Source organism: Streptomyces sp. NPDC056128 (assembly GCF_042263835.1).
In the GTDB taxonomy this organism is placed as follows: Bacteria; Actinomycetota; Actinomycetes; order Streptomycetales; family Streptomycetaceae; genus Streptomyces.
Genome location: NZ_JBHJVQ010000037.1, coordinates 1 through 16,522 on the forward strand (window position 1 = coordinate 1; position 16,522 = coordinate 16,522).

The window sequence follows — 16,522 nt, forward strand, 5'->3', positions numbered from 1 at the left end:
GGCCGGCCCGGTACGACGGCCGCGAACGCGGCGGACGGAGCGCGCACGATGCCCAACCCGCGGCTGACGGGTCTGGGCAGCGGTCTGTTCTGCGCCGCCGTCATGGTCGTGCTCGGCTACCTCGACGCGTTGCTCTTCGGAGCGTCCCTGACCGTCTACGGCGTGCTGTTCGTGCCGGTGTGCCTGCTGACCGCGGTCTGGGTGCGCCGGGGCGACCTGCTGACCGCCCCCGTCGTCGTGCCGATCGCCTTCGCGGTGGGGCTGGTGACCGTGGCCGAGAGCGGGGACGGCGGCGTCGGGGGGCGGCTGATGGGGATCGTTACCGCGCTGGCCACCGAGGCCGGGTGGCTGTACGGCGGGACGCTGGTCGCCGGGTCGACGGTGATCGTCCGCAGGATCCGGCTGATGCGCCGGCGGCGGGCCGCCGCCCGGAACCGTCCGCCGGGGTGACCCGCGGCGGACGGTGCGAGGGCCGCGGTCAGCGGGACGCGTGCATCGCCGCGCCGACGATCCCCGCGTTGTTCTGGAGCTGCGCGGGGACGATCTCCGCCTGGATGCCCTCGATGTAGTGCAGGAACTTCTGGGACTTCCGGCTGACCCCGCCGCCGATGATGAACAGCTCCGGCGAGAACAGCATCTCGACGTGGGCGAGGTACTTCCGCACGCGGTGGGCCCAGTGCTCCCACGACATGTCGTGGTCCTCCTTGACCTTGCTGGAGGCGCGCTTCTCCGCGTCGTGGCCGTCCAGCTCCAGGTGGCCCAGCTCGGTGTTGGGGACGAGGACGCCGCCGTGGAAGACGGCGCTCCCGATGCCCGTGCCGAAGGTGAGCAGGATGACCGTGCCCTGCCGGCCGCGCCCGGCGCCGAAGTTCATCTCGGCGACGCCCGCCGCGTCCGCGTCGTTGACGACCGTCACGTCCAGCCCGCCCAGCCGCTCCGCGAACAGGCTCCGCGCGTCCGTGTCGACCCAGCTCTTGTCGACGTTGGCCGCGGTGCGGACCATGGCGCCGCCGGTCACCACGCCCGGGAAGGTGAGTCCGACCGGTCCGGTCCAGCCGAAGTGCTCGACGACCTCCTTGACCCCGTCGGCCACGCCGTCCGGGTCCGCCGGTTGCGGAGTCAGTACCTTGCAGCGCTCCTGGGCCAGGTCGCCCCTGTCGAGGTCCACAGGGGCGCCCTTGATCCCGGATCCGCCGATGTCCACGCCGAAGATCTGCATGGAACCACGTTACGGCCTGCCACTGACGGTCACGCCCCGGCCATACCCGAGCCGCCCCGTCCCTCCACCAGGGTCGCGGCCTCCTCGCGCAGGTCGCGGCGGAGCTCCTTGGGCAGCGAGAAGGTGATCGACTCCTCGGCGGCCTTGACGATCTCCACGTCCTCGAAGCCGCGCTGCGACAGCCACTCCAGGACCTGCTCGACCAGGATGTCCGGGACGGACGCGCCGGAGGTGACGCCGACGGTGGTCACGCCCTCCAGCCAGGCCTCGTCGGCCTCGTCGGCGAAGTCCACGAGGTAGGCGTCGCGGGCGCCGGCCTGCTTGGCGACCTCGACGAGTCGCTTGGAGTTGGAGGAGTTGCGCGAGCCGACGACGATCACCAGGTCGGCCTCGGCGCCCATCTGCTTGACGGCGAGCTGGCGGTTCTGCGTGGCGTAGCAGATGTCGTCGCTCGGCGGGGAGATGAGCTGCGGGAACTTGTCCTTGAGCGCGTCGACGGTCTCCATGGTCTCGTCGACGGAGAGCGTGGTCTGGGAGAGCCAGACGACCTTGGACGGGTCGCGGACCTCGACCTTCGCCACGTCCTCGGGGCCGTCGACCAGCTGGATGTGGTCGGGGGCCTCCCCGGAGGTGCCGATGACCTCCTCGTGGCCCTCGTGGCCGATCAGGAGGATGTCGTAGTCGTCGTCGGCGAAGCGGACGGCTTCCTTGTGGACCTTGGTGACGAGCGGGCAGGTGGCGTCGATGGTGGCGAGGCGGCCGCGCTCGGCCTCCTCGTGGACGACGGGCGCCACGCCGTGCGCGGAGAACATGACGATGTTCCCCGGGGGGACCTCCTCCGTCTGCTCGACGAAGATCGCGCCCTTCTTCTCCAGGGTCTGGACGACGTACTTGTTGTGAACGATCTCGTGCCGGACGTACACCGGAGCCCCGTACTGCTCCAGAGCTTTCTCGACGGCGATCACGGCGCGGTCCACACCCGCGCAGTAGCCACGGGGGGCGGCGAGCAGGACACGGCGGCCAGGCGAAGCAGTCATGGCACCCATCGTAAGGCCGCGTTCGGCGGGTCAAAGATCGCGTGGGTACGGCGTTGCCGGGGAGACTGACGGGAACATTCCGAGGCGGAGTTCGAGGCGGGGTCCGAGACGGGGTCCGAGGCGCTGGCGGAGGCACGATGTCGGAGACCGGTACGACGGCCCCGGGGGCCGGTGAGGAACACCAGCTGCGGCGCAGTCTGGGCTTCAGGGACCTGGTCGTCTACGGCCTGCTGTTCATCGCGCCCATGGCGCCGGTCGGCGTGTTCGGCACGCTGGACGCCAAGTCGCACGGCGCGGTGGCGCTGGTGTACATCGTCGCCACCATCGCGATGGCGTTCACCGCATTCAGCTACGCGCAGATGGTGCGGGTGGTCCCCCAGGCCGGGTCGGTGTTCGCGTACGCGCGCGTGGGGCTCGGCAACGGGGCGGGGTTCATCGCGGGCTGGATGGCGATGCTGGACTACGTCCTGATCCCGGCGGTGGCGTACCTGTTCTCCGGGATCGCGATGGAGGCGCTGATTCCGGAGGTCTCCCGGTGGGTGTGGACGGCGATCGCGGTGGTCGTCACGACGCTGCTGAACCTGTGGGGGGTGCGGGCGGCGGCCCGGGTGGGCTTCCTGGTGCTCGCCATGGAGATCGTGGTCCTGGTGGTGTTCGTGGTGGCGGCGATCGTGGTCCTGGCGCGGGACGGGGCCGCGCGCGACTGGCTGTCGCCGCTGTCCGGGGACGGCACGCAGGGGGCGTTCGCGCTGTCGGCGGTGGTCGGCGCGGTGTCGGTGGCGGTGCTGTCGTACCTGGGCTTCGACGCGATCGCGACGTTCGCGGAGGAGGTCACCGGCGGGTCGGCGAAGGTCGCGCGGGCGCTGCTGTTCTGCCTGGCGCTGGCGGGTGTGCTGTTCGTGGCGCAGACGTATCTGGTGGCGCTGCTCGAGCCGGTGTCGTCGGCGCAGCTGGCGGCGGAGCCGGAGCGGCAGGGGTCGGCCTTCTACGACGCCGTGGACGCGTCGGTGGGCACGTGGCTGCACGACCTGGTCGCGGTCAGCAAGGCGATCGGCGCGGCGTTCGCGGCGCTGGCGGGGCAGGCGGCGGCCGGGCGGCTGCTGTTCGCGATGGGCCGCGACCGGCGGCTGCCGGGGGTGCTGTCGCGCACGGATTCCGGGGTGCCGCGCGTGGCGCTGCTGGTCTCGGCGGTGATCACGATGGTGGCGGCGGTGTGGGCGGCCCGCCGGGACGACGGCCTCGATCACCTGGTCTCGGTGGTCGACGTCGGCGCGCTGACCGCGTTCACGCTGCTGCACGCGAGCGTGGTGGGCTGGTTCGTGGTCCGCCGCGGGGACGCCCCGGTCAACTGGTGGAAGCATCTGGTGGTGCCGGTCCTGGGCGCGGCGATCACGATCGCGGTGATCGTGGAGGCGTCGGGCAGCGCGCAGGTCGTCGGGGCGATCTGGCTGGGCGTGGGCCTGGTGGTACTGGCGGCACAGGCACGCGGGCGGCGCGCGGCGGGGATGTGACCCGCCGCGGCCGGAGTGAGTCACGCCCGCGACGAGGGCCGTCCGCACGCGCGACGCGCACCGGATGTACGCGCGTCCGCGCACTCCGGGCCGGGCACGCGGACCGGGGCGGACCCGCGGGCCGGGGCGGACCTGCGGGCCGGGCCGCCCGCCCGGGCTCACGGACACGCCGTAGCACCGCGCGCCGCCCGAGCCGCGTGCGTATGCGCATTGCTCGAACCTCGTCCGCCCACGCGGCGGCGTGCACGGACGCGCGTGGCGGCGGGCGGACCCGCCCGATCCGCCCGCCCGGCGGGGTGCGCGCCCGCGTACGTCGGCGGCGGTCGCCGCGCGTGAGGCACGGTTCCACCGTCGGCAGGCACGCGTGCGTGCCGAGGCCCAGCCGCTCAAGCCCCGCAGGGATGTCGTACCCGGCCGTTACGCTCGGGCGCATGGCTGTTAACTCCACTCCCGAAAGCCCGTTGCCCGTGGGTGAGGTGTCGCGGCTGATCGGAGGGTGGATCGACCGGCTCGGCGCGGTCTGGATCGAGGGGCAGATCACACAGCTGTCGCGGCGGCCGGGCGCGGGGGTCGTGTTCCTGACGCTGCGCGACCCGTCGTACGACATCTCCGTGAGCGTCACCTGCTACCGGCAGGTGTTCGACGCGGTGGCGGACGTGGTCGGCGAGGGCGCCCGGGTGGTCGTGCACGCCAAGCCGGAGTGGTACGCGCCGCGCGGGCAGCTGTCGCTGCGGGCCGCCGAGATCAAGCCCGTGGGTGTCGGGGAGCTGCTGGCGCGGCTGGAGCAGCTGAAGAAGGCCCTCGCGCGGGAGGGGCTCTTCGCGCCGGAGCGGAAGAAGCCGCTGCCGTTCCTGCCGCAGTTGATCGGCCTGGTCTGCGGGCGGGCCTCGGCGGCCGAGCGGGACGTCCTGGAGAACGCCCGGCACCGCTGGCCCGCCGTCCGCTTCGAGGTGCGCAACGTCCCTGTGCAGGGCGTGCACGCGGTGCCGCAGGTGGTGCAGGCGGTGAAGGAGCTGGACGCGAGGGACGACGTGGACGTGATCGTCGTCGCGCGCGGCGGCGGCAGCGTCGAGGATCTGCTGCCGTTCTCCGACGAACAGCTGGTGCGCACGGTCGCCGCGTGCCGTACGCCGGTCGTCTCGGCGATCGGGCACGAACCGGACAATCCACTCCTCGACCACGTCGCCGACCTGCGCGCCTCCACACCGACCGACGCCGCGAAGAAGGTCGTGCCGGACGTCGGCGAGGAGTACGAGCGGGTGCGGCAGCTGCGGGACCGCGCGCGGCGGTGCGTGGCGGCCTACGTGGACCGCGAGGAGCGGGGGCTGGCCCACGCGCTGGCCCGGCCGTCGATACAGGATCCGCACCGGATGATCGACGAGCGGGCCGAGCAGGTGACGGCGCTGCTGGAGCGGGGCCGCCGCTCGTTGCGGCACCACCTCGACCGGGCCGACTCCGAGCTGACGCACACGCACGCGCGCGTGGTGGCCCTCTCCCCCGCCGCGACCCTCAAGCGGGGGTACGCCGTGCTCCAGCGGGCGGACGGACACGCCGTCCGGGACCCCGGCGAGGTGGAGCCCGGTGAGACGCTGCGGGCGCGTGTCGCCGAGGGCGATTTCTCCGTACGAGTCGACGCATAGGGTGGGTGGATGACCAGCGAGGTGGAGCAGCCGACGGCCATGTCCGAGGCGCTCGGGTACGAGCAGGCGCGGGACGAGCTGATCGAGGTCGTCCGGCGGCTGGAGGCCGGCGGTACGACGCTGGAGGAGTCCCTCGCCCTGTGGGAGCGGGGCGAGGAGCTGGCGAAGGTGTGCCGCCGCCGGCTGGACGGCGCCCGGGCCCGCCTGGACGCGGCGCTGGCCGAGGAGGCGGGCCCGGAGGGCGAGGTCGAAGAGGGGGACGAGCCCCTCTAGCCCTCCTTCGCGGTGTCCTCCGCCAGCGTGTGCGCGACCAGCGCGTTGGCGTGCCCGTGGCCCACCCGTGCTCGGTCTTGAGCCAGCCGACCAGCTCCATGTGCCTGGTGAGCGGCGAGGAGCGGATGAGCTCCTTCCACTCGGCGACCGGACGGCCGTACTTCTTCTCGATGGAGGGGAAGTAGGAGGCCGGGCCCTTCACGGTGGCGGTCATGTCGAGTGGTCCCATCTGTGTGAGGCGGTGTACCGCCCTTTACGACCCCGGCGCCCACGACAAGTAACCGCGGGCGCGATGTGATCCACGCCACTCCCCCTTCACCGACGATGTGAAGCGGATCACCGCACTCCCCTTTTGGTTGAACCTTGAACTTTCCTGCCGTACCGTCGTCGCAGTAAACGGCTCCCGGCGCCCCACCGGCGTGGAGCCGACGCACGACCGAGGAAGATCACGTATGTCTCTCGTTCTTGACCCCGCCGCCCAGGACCTGCTGTTCCGCGAGGCCCGCACCGCGAACACCTTCACCGACGAGCCGGTGACCGACGAGCAGGTGCAGGCGATCTACGACCTGGTCAAGTACGGCCCGACCGCCTTCAACCAGTCCCCCCTGCGCATCACGCTGGTCCGCTCCGCCGAGGCCCGCGAGCGCCTCGTCCAGCACATGGCCGAGGGCAACCGGCCCAAGACCGCCGCCGCCCCGCTGGTCGCGATCCTCTCGGCGGACAACGAGTTCCACGACGAGCTGCCGCACCTCTTCCCGCACTTCCCGCAGGCCAAGGACGCCTTCTTCAGCGAGCGCCCGGCGCGCGAGGGTGCCGCCCTGCTGAACTCCGCCCTCCAGACCGCGTACTTCATCGTGGGCGTCCGCGCCGCCGGCCTGGCCGCCGGTCCGATGACCGGGCTGGACTTCGAGGGCGTCCGCAAGGAGTTCCTGGACGACGACCACACCCCGCTGATGGTCGTCAACATCGGCCGTCCGGGCCCGGACGCCTGGTTCCCGCGCTCCCCGCGCCTCGCGTACGACCAGGTCGTCACGACGGTCTGAGCCCCGCGGCACGACCGCCGCACGACCGCGACGCGACGCGCATGACGAAGCCCCCGGCTCCTCGGCCGGGGGCTTCGTCATGACATCCGTGCGGGCGTCGGCGTACGGGGGCGGCTCACGCCAGCTTCAGCGCCGCCGCCATCTTGCCCAGCTGCTCGAACGACCCGGTGCCGGCCACGACCGTCGTCGCGCCCTTCATGGCGGAGTCGCCCTCCAGCACCAGCGCGTCGTACCGGCCACCCGTGTACCGGGTCCACGTGCGGCCGCCGATCTCCTCGGTCCGCTCGGTGGCCCGCGCCCCCTGGCTGGCGTCCTCGATGAACGAGGCGGGCTTCTTCGTGGACTGCTCGATCGCCACGTACTCGCCGTCCGGGGCGTGGAAACCCAGGTGCCAGGCGTCGAAGTCGGCGCCCTGGAAGCGGACGGAGGTCGGCTTCCAGTCCTCGGACAGACCCTCGGGCGCCGCCACCGGGTACGCCGCGGCGCGCTGCGCGGTCAGCAGCTCGACCCGGTAGTCGACCCGCTTGACGGGCGGTTCGCCGTCGTCGTGCGGAATGAAGATCCAGATCACGCCCGCCGCGAGGACGATGAGCCCGAGGGAGAGGATCATGTCCCGGGCCGACTTCTGCTTGCCTTTCATACCTGCCACGTCCCCTATCGTCGCAGGTGCCTGATCCGCTCAAACGTGGGGTCCCCTGCTCATTTTGTCGGACTGACGATAGAGTCATGGCCATACCCTCATCCGGCCGTCGTCGTATCAGAAAGGTGCGCTCCGATGACCGAGCATCATCTGCCGTCCGAGCTGGACGTCCCCTCAGAGGCCCCCGACCGCAACCTCGCCATGGAACTGGTGCGGGTCACCGAGGCCGCGGCGATGGCCGCCGGCCGCTGGGTCGGGCGCGGTGACAAGAACGGCGCCGACGGTGCCGCCGTGCGTGCCATGCGGACCCTCGTCCACACCGTCTCGATGAACGGCGTCGTCGTCATCGGTGAAGGCGAGAAGGACGAGGCCCCGATGCTCTTCAACGGGGAGCGGGTCGGCGACGGCACCGGCGCCGAGGTCGACATCGCCGTCGACCCGATCGACGGCACCACGCTGACCGCCAACGGCATGACCAACGCCATCGCGGTGCTGGCCGCCGCCGAGCGCGGCTCCATGTTCGACCCGTCCGCCGTCTTCTACATGGACAAGCTGGTCACCGGCCCGGAGGCCGCGGACTTCGTCGACATCAACGCGCCGGTGTCCGTGAACATCCGCCGGATCGCCAAGGCCAAGCGGCGCACGCCCGAGGACGTCACCGTCGTCATCCTCGACCGGCCCCGCCACCAGGGCCTGATCAAGGCGGTCCGGGAGACCGGCGCCCGCATCAAGCTGATCTCCGACGGCGATGTGGCCGGCTCCATCCTGGCGCTGCGCGAAGGCACCGGCATCGACCTGCTGCTCGGTGTCGGCGGTACCCCCGAGGGCATCATCTCGGCCTGCGCGGTGAAGTGCCTGGGCGGCACCATCCAGGGCAAGCTGTGGCCGAAGGACGACGAGGAGAAGGAGCGCGCGATCGGTGCCGGGCACGACCTGGACCGCGTGCTGACCACGGACGACCTGGTCGCCGGGGACAACGTCTTCTTCGTCGCGACCGGCATCACCGACGGGGAGCTGCTGCGTGGGGTGCGGTATCGGTCGGAGACGGCGACGACCGACTCGATCGTGATGCGGTCGAAGTCGGGGACGGTGCGGAGGATTGATTCCGAGCATCGGCTGAGCAAGCTGCGGGCGTACAGCGCGGTGGATTTCGACCGGGCGAAGTGACGCCGTCGGTTGTGCGGGGCGCCTATTGAGGTGGGGGTGCCTGTCGTTTGGCGGGTGCGGGTGCGTTGTGGCTGGTCGCGCAGTTCCCCGCGCCCCTTTGGGGCGCTGCCCTGCCCCGGCGTTGAGCCGCGCCGCCTCCGGCGTGAGAAAGGCACCCTCTGTGCGGAGAGGGTGCCTTTTCGCGTGCGTCGGTGGTTAACCCGCCGCGGCTATGCGGCCCGCCGTGCGGGGGGTTTGCTTCAGTTCGGCCTCGCGGCGGCGGCGTCTGGCCAGGACCACGCGGCGTTCGGCGGCGGTGAGGCCGCCCCAGACGCCGTAGGGCTCGGGCTGGAGGAGGGCGTGCTCGCGGCACTCGACCATGACCGGACAGCGGGCGCAGACGCGCTTGGCGGCCTCCTCGCGGGAGAGCCGGGCGGCGGTCGGTTCCTTGGAGGGGGCGAAGAACAGTCCGGCCTCGTCGCGCCGGCACACCGCCTCGGTGTGCCACGGAGCGTCTTGGTCCCTGTCCCGCACCGGCACCCGCTGGGCCGGAACGGCAGCTACCTGCAGGGACGAATGCGGCGGTTGCAGCACGGTCTACTCCTGACGACGGCTTCGCGAGCGAGAGACGATGCGTCAAGGCTTACCCGTTGTGCGCGTGCCTATGCACTGGGTTCCCAACGGCTGCCGACCGTGGGTCAGAGGTGCTTGCGCAAACCTTTCTCGACCCTGCGGTGCACCCGGTCCAGGAGGTCCGCGACGACCTTGCCACGCTTGGGACGCGCCTCCACGCTGCCCAGGACCGCCCAGCCGTCCACGTAGACGACGGGGGCCCCGGGCTCGTCGGAGTCGAGGGTGTGCACCTCGAAATCGCCGAGCACGCCGCCGCCGGTGCCGCGCAGCGACACGTTCTCCGGGACGCGGACCTCGACGCTGCCGAAGACGGAGAAGGCCTTGATCACGACCTGCTGGTACTCGAAGACGGCCTCGCTGAGGTCTATCTCGACGCTGCCGAAGACCGCGTACGCGTGGATGCGGCGGCTCGCTCGCCAGCGGCCCTTGCGGACGGCGCTGCTGAACACCGCCACCACGTTCTCGTCGGGGTCCGGGGGGATGGCGCCGGCCGTGGGCCGGTTGGGGGCGGGAGCGGCGGGCGGCCTGCCGTGGTGCGCGGCGGGCAGGTCGCGCACGAAGACGTCCAGCTCGCCGACGGTCTTGGCGGCCAGCACGCCCTCGACCCGCTCGGCGTGCTCGTCGGCGGTGAGCCGCCCCTCCGCGAGGGCGTCGCGGAGCATGTCGGCGACGCGGTCGCGGTCGGCGTCCGAGGCGCGCAGCTCGGAGGTGCGCGGGGCGGGTTGGGCGTGCTTCTGAAGGTCCACGGCAGCAGCGTACCGAAACGCGATAGATCGCGACTACCCCTGTGGACAACCTTGTCGCGGCGAACTGAGCCTTACCTCACAAGCTCGGCCCGGTGGGCAGGTCCTACGCTGGTTGGCGCTGCCAACGGAGGCAAGCCGTCGTTGCTGAGAGATCCAGCGAAATCCAGCCGCGCGCGATGTCTAGTGAGGAATGGGCGAGATGCCTGAGTTCGCGTACACCGATCTGCTTCCCCAGGGTGCGGACACCACTCCGTACCGACTGGTGACCTCCGAGGGTGTCTCCACCTTCGAGGCCGACGGGCGGACCTTCCTCAAGGTGGAGCCGGAGGCGCTGCGCACGCTGGCCGCGGAGGCCATCCACGACATCCAGCACTACCTGCGCCCCGCCCACCTCGCGCAGCTGCGCCGCATCGTCGACGACCCCGAGGCGTCGGGCAACGACAAGTTCGTCGCGCTGGACCTCCTGAAGAACGCGAACATCGCGGCGGCGGGCGTGCTGCCCATGTGCCAGGACACCGGCACGGCCATCGTCATGGGCAAGCGCGGCCAGCACGTGCTCACCGAGGGCGGCGACGAGGCGGCCCTGAGCCGCGGCATCTACGACGCCTACAAGAACCTGAACCTGCGCTACTCGCAGATGGCTCCGCTCACCATGTGGGAGGAGAAGAACACCGGCTCCAACCTCCCCGCCCAGATCGAGCTGTACGCGACCGACGGCGGCGCCTACAAGTTCCTGTTCATGGCGAAGGGCGGCGGCTCGGCCAACAAGTCGTTCCTCTACCAGGAGACGAAGGCCGTCCTCAACGAGTCCTCCATGATGAAGTTCCTGGAGGAGAAGATCCGCTCGCTCGGTACGGCCGCCTGCCCGCCGTACCACCTGGCGATCGTCGTCGGCGGCACGTCGGCCGAGTACGCGCTGAAGACCGCTAAGTACGCCTCCGCGCACTACCTGGACGAGATCCCCGCCGAGGGTTCGGCGCTCGGGCACGGCTTCCGGGACAAGGACCTGGAGGAGAAGGTCTTCGAGCTGACGCAGAAGATCGGCATCGGCGCGCAGTTCGGCGGCAAGTACTTCTGCCACGACGTGCGCGTGGTGCGGCTGCCGCGGCACGGCGCCTCGTGCCCCGTCGCGATCGCCGTGTCCTGCTCCGCCGACCGGCAGGCGGTCGCGAAGATCACCGCCGAGGGTGTCTTCCTGGAGCAGCTGGAGACCGACCCCGCGCGGTTCCTCCCGGAGACGACGGACGACCACCTGGAGCAGGACGGGGCCCGCGGCGAAGCCGCTGATCGGCACAGTGTCAAGATCGACCTCAACCAGCCCATGGACGACATCCTCGCCGAGCTGACCAGGCACCCGGTCAAGACCCGGCTCTCCCTGACCGGTCCCCTGGTCGTGGCCCGCGACATCGCGCACGCCAAGATCAAGGAGCGGCTGGACGCGGGCGAGGAGATGCCGCAGTACCTGAAGGACCACCCGGTGTACTACGCGGGTCCGGCGAAGACGCCCGAGGGCTACGCCTCCGGCTCCTTCGGTCCGACCACCGCCGGGCGCATGGACTCCTACGTCGAGCAGTTCCAGGCGGCGGGCGGCTCCAAGGTGATGCTCGCCAAGGGCAACCGGAGCAAGCAGGTCACCGACGCGTGCGACGCGCACGGCGGCTTCTACCTCGGCTCCATCGGCGGCCCCGCGGCGCGGCTCGCCCAGGACTGCATCAAGAAGGTCGAGGTCGTCGAGTACGAGGAACTCGGCATGGAGGCGGTCTGGAAGATCGAGGTGGAGGACTTCCCGGCGTTCGTCGTGGTGGACGACAAGGGCAACGACTTCTTCCAGGACCCGGCGCCCGCGCCGACGTTCACGAGCATTCCGGTGCGGGGCCCCGGCCTCGCCTAGGGCGATCACGAACGGGGCGGTGCCGGAACATCCGCACCGCCCCGCACGCTGTACGGGGTATGAGCGACTACCGCATCGAGCACGACTCCATGGGCGAGGTCCGCGTCCCCGCGGACGCCAAGTGGCGGGCGCAGACGCAGCGTGCCGTCGAGAACTTCCCCGTCTCCGGTCAGCGGATCGAGCGCGCCCACATCGAGGCGCTGGCCCGGATCAAGGGCGCGGCGGCGAAGGTCAACGCCGAGCTGGGGGTCCTGGACAAGGACGTCGCCGCCGCCATCCAGGAGGCGGCCGGTGAGGTCGCCGAGGGCAGGTGGGACGAGCACTTCCCGGTCGACGTGTTCCAGACGGGGTCCGGCACCTCGTCCAACATGAACACCAACGAGGTCCTCGCCACCCTGGCCACCGAGCGCCTCGGCCGCGACGTGCACCCCAACGACCACGTCAACGCCTCCCAGTCGTCCAACGACGTCTTCCCGTCCTCGATCCACATCGCCGCCACCGCCGCCGTCACCCGCGACCTGATCCCGGCCCTCGACCACCTCGCGGACGCCCTGGAGCGCAAGGCGGAGGAATTCGCCGACGTGGTGAAGTCCGGGCGTACGCACCTGATGGACGCGACGCCGGTCACCCTGGGCCAGGAGTTCGGCGGGTACGCGGCGCAGGTGCGGTACGGCGTCGAGCGGCTCAACGCCTCGCTCCCCCGCCTCGCCGAGCTGCCGCTGGGCGGCACCGCCGTCGGCACCGGCATCAACACCCCGCCCGGCTTCTCCGCCGCCGTCATCGAGGAGGTGGCCCGCGCGACCGGCCTGCCGCTGACGGAGGCGCGCGACCACTTCGAGGCGCAGGGCGCCCGGGACGGCATCGTCGAGACCAGCGGGCAGCTGCGGACGATCGGCGTCGGGCTGACGAAGATCGCGAACGACCTGCGGTGGATGGCGTCCGGCCCGCGGACCGGCCTGGCGGAGATCTCCCTGCCCGACCTCCAGCCGGGCTCGTCCATCATGCCCGGCAAGGTCAACCCGGTGATCCCCGAGGCCGTCCTCATGGTCGCCGCCCAGGTCACCGGCAACGACGCGACCGTCGCGGCGGCGGGCGCGGCCGGCAACTTCGAGCTGAACGTCATGCTGCCGGTCATCGCCAAGAACGTACTGGAGTCGGTGCGGCTGCTCGCCAACGTCTCGCGGCTGCTCGCCGACCGGACCGTGGACGGCGTCACCGCCCACCGGGACCGGGCGCGCGAGTACGCCGAGTCGTCCCCCTCCGTGGTCACGCCGCTCAACAAGTACATCGGGTACGAGGAGGCGGCGAAGGTCGCGAAGAAGGCGCTGGCCGAGCGGAAGACGATCCGTCAGGTCGTCCTGGAGGGCGGGTACGTCGAGCGGGGCGACCTCACCGGCGAGCAGCTGGACGAGGCGCTGGACGTGCTGCGGATGACCCGTCCGTGACCTGACCGCCGTGACGACCCGTCCGTGGCCCGGCCGCCGTCGTGAACGCGGACGCTCTCACGATCTTCGGCGCGCCGGATGGCCACGGCACCTAATATCTGTGCATGGCAGACGGTGAAGCGGTGAGCGAGGCCACGGAGGCGGGCGGTGCGGCGGCCCCGGCGGAGTTCTGGACGCCCGGGAGTCACCTCCTGTGGCGGTACCGGGAGAACGGCGGCCCGCGCTTCCACATCGCGCGCCCCGTCACCGTCGTACGGGACGACGCCGACCTGCTCGCGGTGTGGCTGGCGCCCGGCACCGAGTGCGTGAAGCCGGTGCTCGCCGACGGTACCCCCGTGCACCTGGAGCCGCTGGCCTCGCGCTACACCAAGCCGCGCACCGTGCAGCGCGACCGGTGGTTCGGCACCGGGGTGCTGAAGCTGGCGCGGCCCGGCGAGCCCTGGTCGGTGTGGCTGTTCTGGGATCCGGGCTGGCGGTTCAAGAACTGGTACGTGAACCTGGAGGAGCCGCTGACCCGTTGGGAGGGCGGTGTCGACTCCGAGGACCACTTCCTGGACATCTCCGTCCACCCGGACCGCACCTGGTACTGGCGGGACGAGGACGAGTTCGCGCAGGCCCGGCGGGACCGGCTGATGGACACCGGGCAGGCCGAGCGGGTGCGGGCGGCGGGCCGGTCCGCGGTCGCGGAGATCCGCGCCTGGGGCTCGCCGTTCGCCGACGGCTGGGAGGACTGGCGACCCGATCCGGCGTGGGCGGTACCGTCGCTGCCGGGGGACTGGGATCGCACGCCCGCGCACGTGTCCTCATGAGACCCTTGAAGTGCCCCCGGGCAAGAAACGTAGGATCGTCCTCCGCAAGGGAGCGCGGCAACGGCAACCGGCGGAGCGTGCGCTGTGCTTGACCGATCGTCACCGAGGGGCGGCAGGACGTGAGCGAGGGGTACGAGGGCAACACGGAGACGGGCCGCAGACGGCCCGCCGGTGACACAGCAACAGCCTCTGACCACGCGGGAACCCCGTTCCTCGGGCACGTATTCCGGGTATCGGGTTTTCTGCGGGACGAACTGCACGCGCCGCGCGCAGTCCCGGACGGATGGATTCGACACGCGTGACGGAGCACCCGACCTCCTTCGACCGCCCCATGACGGGCGCCGACCCCACGGACCCCCGCGGGGCGCTCATGCGTACCCCCGTGGAGCCGCGCGCCTCCGGGTCCGCGTTACCGGCACAGGGACGCGCGGGAGAGACACCGCCCACCGCGGGCACCGACTCCCCCGGCGCCTACGAGCACGCCCAGCCGGGCGCCGAACAGTCCGCCGAGCCGGACACGCACCGCCCGCGGCCCGCGGCCGAGGGCGTCCCGGTGCAGCCGGGCGGCGTGCCGTCCGGGCCCGCGGCGCCGCCCGGTACGGACCGCCGGACCGCGCCGGAGCCGGAGCGGCGGACCGGGCAGCCCACCGCGCCCGGACAGCCCACGCCAATGCGGCGGGACGGGGACCGGCTGCGGTTCGTGGGAGCCGCGACCCGGCGGATCGCCCGGGGCATGGACCTCGACGAGATCGTGATGGGCCTGTGCCGGGCCACCGTGCCGACGTTCGCCGACGCGATCCTCGTCTACCTGCGCGAGCCGCTGCCGGTCGGCGACGAGCGCCCCACCGGCCCGCTGGTGCTGCGGCTGCGGCGCACCGACCGGATACCGGCCGAGCGGGACACCGAGGGCGGCTTCATCCCGGCCGCCCAGCCGGAACCCTCCGAACTGGAGGCGGTCGGCTCCGAGCTGTGCGAGGTGCGGCCGGGCAGCGCGCTCGCCGAGGTGCTGCGCGGGGTCCGTCCGGTCTTCACGGACACCCCGGCCGCCCGCGCCGCGCTGCCGGAACTGCTGGGCGACGGACGCGAGTTCGCCGTGCCCGACGGCCGCCGGGCGATCCTCGCGCCGCTGCGCGGCCGGCGCCGGGTGATCGGCGCCGCGCTGTTCCTGCGCGGCCCGGAGCGCGTCGCCTTCGAGGCCGACGACCTGCTGGTCGCCGCGCAGCTCGCCACGCACAGCGCCCTCGGCATCGACAAGGCGGTGCTGTACGGGCGTGAGGCGTACATCGCCGACGAGCTGCAGCGCACGATGCTCCCGGAGAACCTGCCGCGCTGCACCGGCGTACGGCTGGCCTCCCGCTACCTCCCGGCCGCCGAGACCGCGCGGGTCGGCGGCGACTGGTACGACGCCATCCCGCTGCCCGGCAGCCGGGTCGCGCTGGTCGTCGGGGACGTGATGGGCCACTCCATGACGTCGGCGGCCATCATGGGCCAGCTGCGGACCACCGCGCAGACCCTGGCCGGGCTCGACCTGCCCCCGCAGGAGGTGCTGCACCACCTCGACGAGCAGGCCCAGCGCCTGGGCACCGACCGCATGGCGACCTGCCTCTACGCGGTGTACGACCCGGTGTCGCACCGCATCACCGTCGCCAACGCCGGCCACCCGCCGCCCGTGCTCCTGCACCTGGGCGGCCACGCCGAGGTCCTGCGGGTCCCGGCGGGCGCCCCGATCGGCGTGGGCGGCGTGGACTTCGAGGCCGTGGAGCTGGACGCCCCCGCCGGCGCGACCCTGCTCCTCTACACGGACGGGCTGGTCGAGTCCCGGCTGCGGGACGTGTGGACCGGCATAGAGCAGCTGCGGGAGCGCCTCGCGGCGACCGCGCAGCTCACCGGCCCGGACCATCCGCCGCCCCTGGAAGCCCTGTGCGACGAGGTCCTCGACATGCTCGGCCCCGGCGACCGGGACGACGACATCGCGCTGCTCGCCGCCCGCTTCGACGGCATCGCACCCAGCGACGTGGCGTACTGGTTCCTGGAGCCGGAGGACGCGGCGCCCGGCCGGGCCCGCCGGCTGGCCCGGCGCGCCCTCGCCCGCTGGGGCATGGAGGACCTCACGGACGCCGTCGAGCTGCTCGTCAGCGAGGTGGTGACCAACGCCGTGCGGTACGCCTCCCGGCCGGTCACCCTGCGGCTGCTGCGCACGGACGTGCTGCGCTGCGAGGTCGGCGACGACGTACCGCAACTGCCCCGGCTGCGGCAGGCGCGCGCCACCGACGAGGGCGGGCGCGGGCTGTACCTGGTGAACCGGCTGGCCCGGCGCTGGGGCGCGACCCGGCTGAGCACGGGCAAGGTGGTCTGGTTCGAGCTGAACCGGGGCTGAGACGTACGCGAAGGGGCGCCCGGTGAGCACCGGGCGCCCCTTAGCGTGTATCCGCACCAGCTGGCGGTTGCGACACCCTGTGAAATATACACAAATGACCCTGCCCAACAAA

General features: G+C 72.0%; 15 protein-coding genes and 1 pseudogene. 10 read left to right on the plus strand and 6 right to left on the minus strand.

Going from position 1 to position 16,522, the window contains the following annotated elements:
- Nucleotides 1–450, plus strand: a 450-nt coding sequence (locus tag ACFC1X_RS36375) for a DUF6542 domain-containing protein (RefSeq protein WP_376362646.1), incomplete at its 5' end; no start/stop codon positions are given.
- A gap of 28 nt (nucleotides 451–478) precedes the next feature.
- Here the strand turns inward: ACFC1X_RS36375 and ppgK are convergent.
- Nucleotides 479–1,219 (minus strand): polyphosphate--glucose phosphotransferase, encoded by a 741-nt coding sequence (gene ppgK, locus ACFC1X_RS36380; protein ID WP_376362649.1) that lies wholly within the window; start codon nucleotides 1,217–1,219, stop codon nucleotides 479–481.
- A 29-nt stretch (nucleotides 1,220–1,248) separates the two neighbouring features.
- Nucleotides 1,249–2,265, minus strand: coding sequence for a 4-hydroxy-3-methylbut-2-enyl diphosphate reductase (locus tag ACFC1X_RS36385; RefSeq protein ID WP_376362652.1), 1,017 nt, complete (start codon nucleotides 2,263–2,265; stop codon nucleotides 1,249–1,251).
- 128 nt (nucleotides 2,266–2,393) lie between these two features.
- On the opposite strand from ACFC1X_RS36385, the gene ACFC1X_RS36390 reads away from it, so the two are divergent.
- The 3 genes from ACFC1X_RS36390 to ACFC1X_RS36400 all read left to right on the plus strand — a co-directional run bounded on the left by ACFC1X_RS36390 (nucleotide 2,394) and on the right by ACFC1X_RS36400 (nucleotide 5,680).
- Complete coding sequence (locus ACFC1X_RS36390) at nucleotides 2,394–3,767, plus strand: APC family permease (protein WP_376362655.1); 1,374 nt, start codon at nucleotides 2,394–2,396, stop codon at nucleotides 3,765–3,767.
- A gap of 431 nt (nucleotides 3,768–4,198) precedes the next feature.
- On the plus strand, nucleotides 4,199–5,407 hold the full coding sequence (gene xseA / locus ACFC1X_RS36395; protein ID WP_376362657.1) for an exodeoxyribonuclease VII large subunit: 1,209 nt from the start codon (nucleotides 4,199–4,201) through the stop codon (nucleotides 5,405–5,407).
- 9 nt (nucleotides 5,408–5,416) lie between these two features.
- Nucleotides 5,417–5,680: an exodeoxyribonuclease VII small subunit gene (locus ACFC1X_RS36400; RefSeq protein ID WP_376362660.1), complete on the plus strand. Its 264-nt coding sequence runs from the start codon at nucleotides 5,417–5,419 to the stop codon at nucleotides 5,678–5,680.
- Here ACFC1X_RS36400 and ACFC1X_RS36405 read toward each other — a convergent pair.
- Nucleotides 5,677–5,894, minus strand: a pseudogene (locus ACFC1X_RS36405) (DUF4287 domain-containing protein). The gene ACFC1X_RS36400 and the pseudogene ACFC1X_RS36405 overlap by 4 nt on opposite strands.
- A 238-nt stretch (nucleotides 5,895–6,132) precedes the next feature.
- On the opposite strand from ACFC1X_RS36405, the gene ACFC1X_RS36410 reads away from it, so the two are divergent.
- Nucleotides 6,133–6,723, plus strand: a complete 591-nt coding sequence (locus tag ACFC1X_RS36410; protein ID WP_376362663.1) for a malonic semialdehyde reductase — start codon at nucleotides 6,133–6,135, stop codon at nucleotides 6,721–6,723.
- A 115-nt stretch (nucleotides 6,724–6,838) separates the two neighbouring features.
- Here ACFC1X_RS36410 and ACFC1X_RS36415 read toward each other — a convergent pair whose 3' ends face one another.
- The gene (locus ACFC1X_RS36415; protein WP_376362666.1) at nucleotides 6,839–7,372 is read right to left on the minus strand and encodes a DUF4245 domain-containing protein; all 534 of its coding nucleotides are present in this window, start codon (nucleotides 7,370–7,372) and stop codon (nucleotides 6,839–6,841) included.
- A gap of 126 nt (nucleotides 7,373–7,498) precedes the next feature.
- Between ACFC1X_RS36415 and glpX the strand changes: the two genes are divergently transcribed.
- Complete coding sequence (glpX, locus tag ACFC1X_RS36420) at nucleotides 7,499–8,530, plus strand: class II fructose-bisphosphatase (protein ID WP_376362669.1); 1,032 nt, start codon at nucleotides 7,499–7,501, stop codon at nucleotides 8,528–8,530.
- 195 nt (nucleotides 8,531–8,725) lie between these two features.
- Here glpX and ACFC1X_RS36425 read toward each other — a convergent pair whose 3' ends face one another.
- Both ACFC1X_RS36425 and ACFC1X_RS36430 read right to left on the minus strand, forming a co-directional pair.
- On the minus strand, nucleotides 8,726–9,103 hold the full coding sequence (locus ACFC1X_RS36425; RefSeq protein WP_376362672.1) for a WhiB family transcriptional regulator: 378 nt from the start codon (nucleotides 9,101–9,103) through the stop codon (nucleotides 8,726–8,728).
- 104 nt (nucleotides 9,104–9,207) lie between these two features.
- Complete coding sequence (locus ACFC1X_RS36430) at nucleotides 9,208–9,888, minus strand: DUF1707 domain-containing protein (protein WP_376362675.1); 681 nt, start codon at nucleotides 9,886–9,888, stop codon at nucleotides 9,208–9,210.
- Nucleotides 9,889–10,087: 199 nt separating this feature from the next.
- Here ACFC1X_RS36430 and ACFC1X_RS36435 point away from each other — a divergent pair, with 199 nt between their 5' ends.
- From ACFC1X_RS36435 to ACFC1X_RS36450, 4 genes are all read left to right on the plus strand, one after another.
- A complete protein-coding gene (locus ACFC1X_RS36435; RefSeq protein WP_376362678.1) occupies nucleotides 10,088–11,779 on the plus strand; it encodes a fumarate hydratase in 1,692 nt (563 codons plus the stop codon).
- A gap of 59 nt (nucleotides 11,780–11,838) precedes the next feature.
- Nucleotides 11,839–13,224: an aspartate ammonia-lyase gene (locus tag ACFC1X_RS36440; RefSeq protein WP_161325875.1), complete on the plus strand. Its 1,386-nt coding sequence runs from the start codon at nucleotides 11,839–11,841 to the stop codon at nucleotides 13,222–13,224.
- Nucleotides 13,225–13,328: 104 nt separating this feature from the next.
- Nucleotides 13,329–14,033, plus strand: a complete 705-nt coding sequence (locus ACFC1X_RS36445) for a DUF402 domain-containing protein (protein WP_376362681.1) — start codon at nucleotides 13,329–13,331, stop codon at nucleotides 14,031–14,033.
- A 283-nt stretch (nucleotides 14,034–14,316) separates the two neighbouring features.
- On the plus strand, nucleotides 14,317–16,410 hold the full coding sequence (locus ACFC1X_RS36450; RefSeq protein ID WP_376362684.1) for a SpoIIE family protein phosphatase: 2,094 nt from the start codon (nucleotides 14,317–14,319) through the stop codon (nucleotides 16,408–16,410).
- The last annotated feature ends 112 nt before the right edge of the window (nucleotides 16,411–16,522 follow it).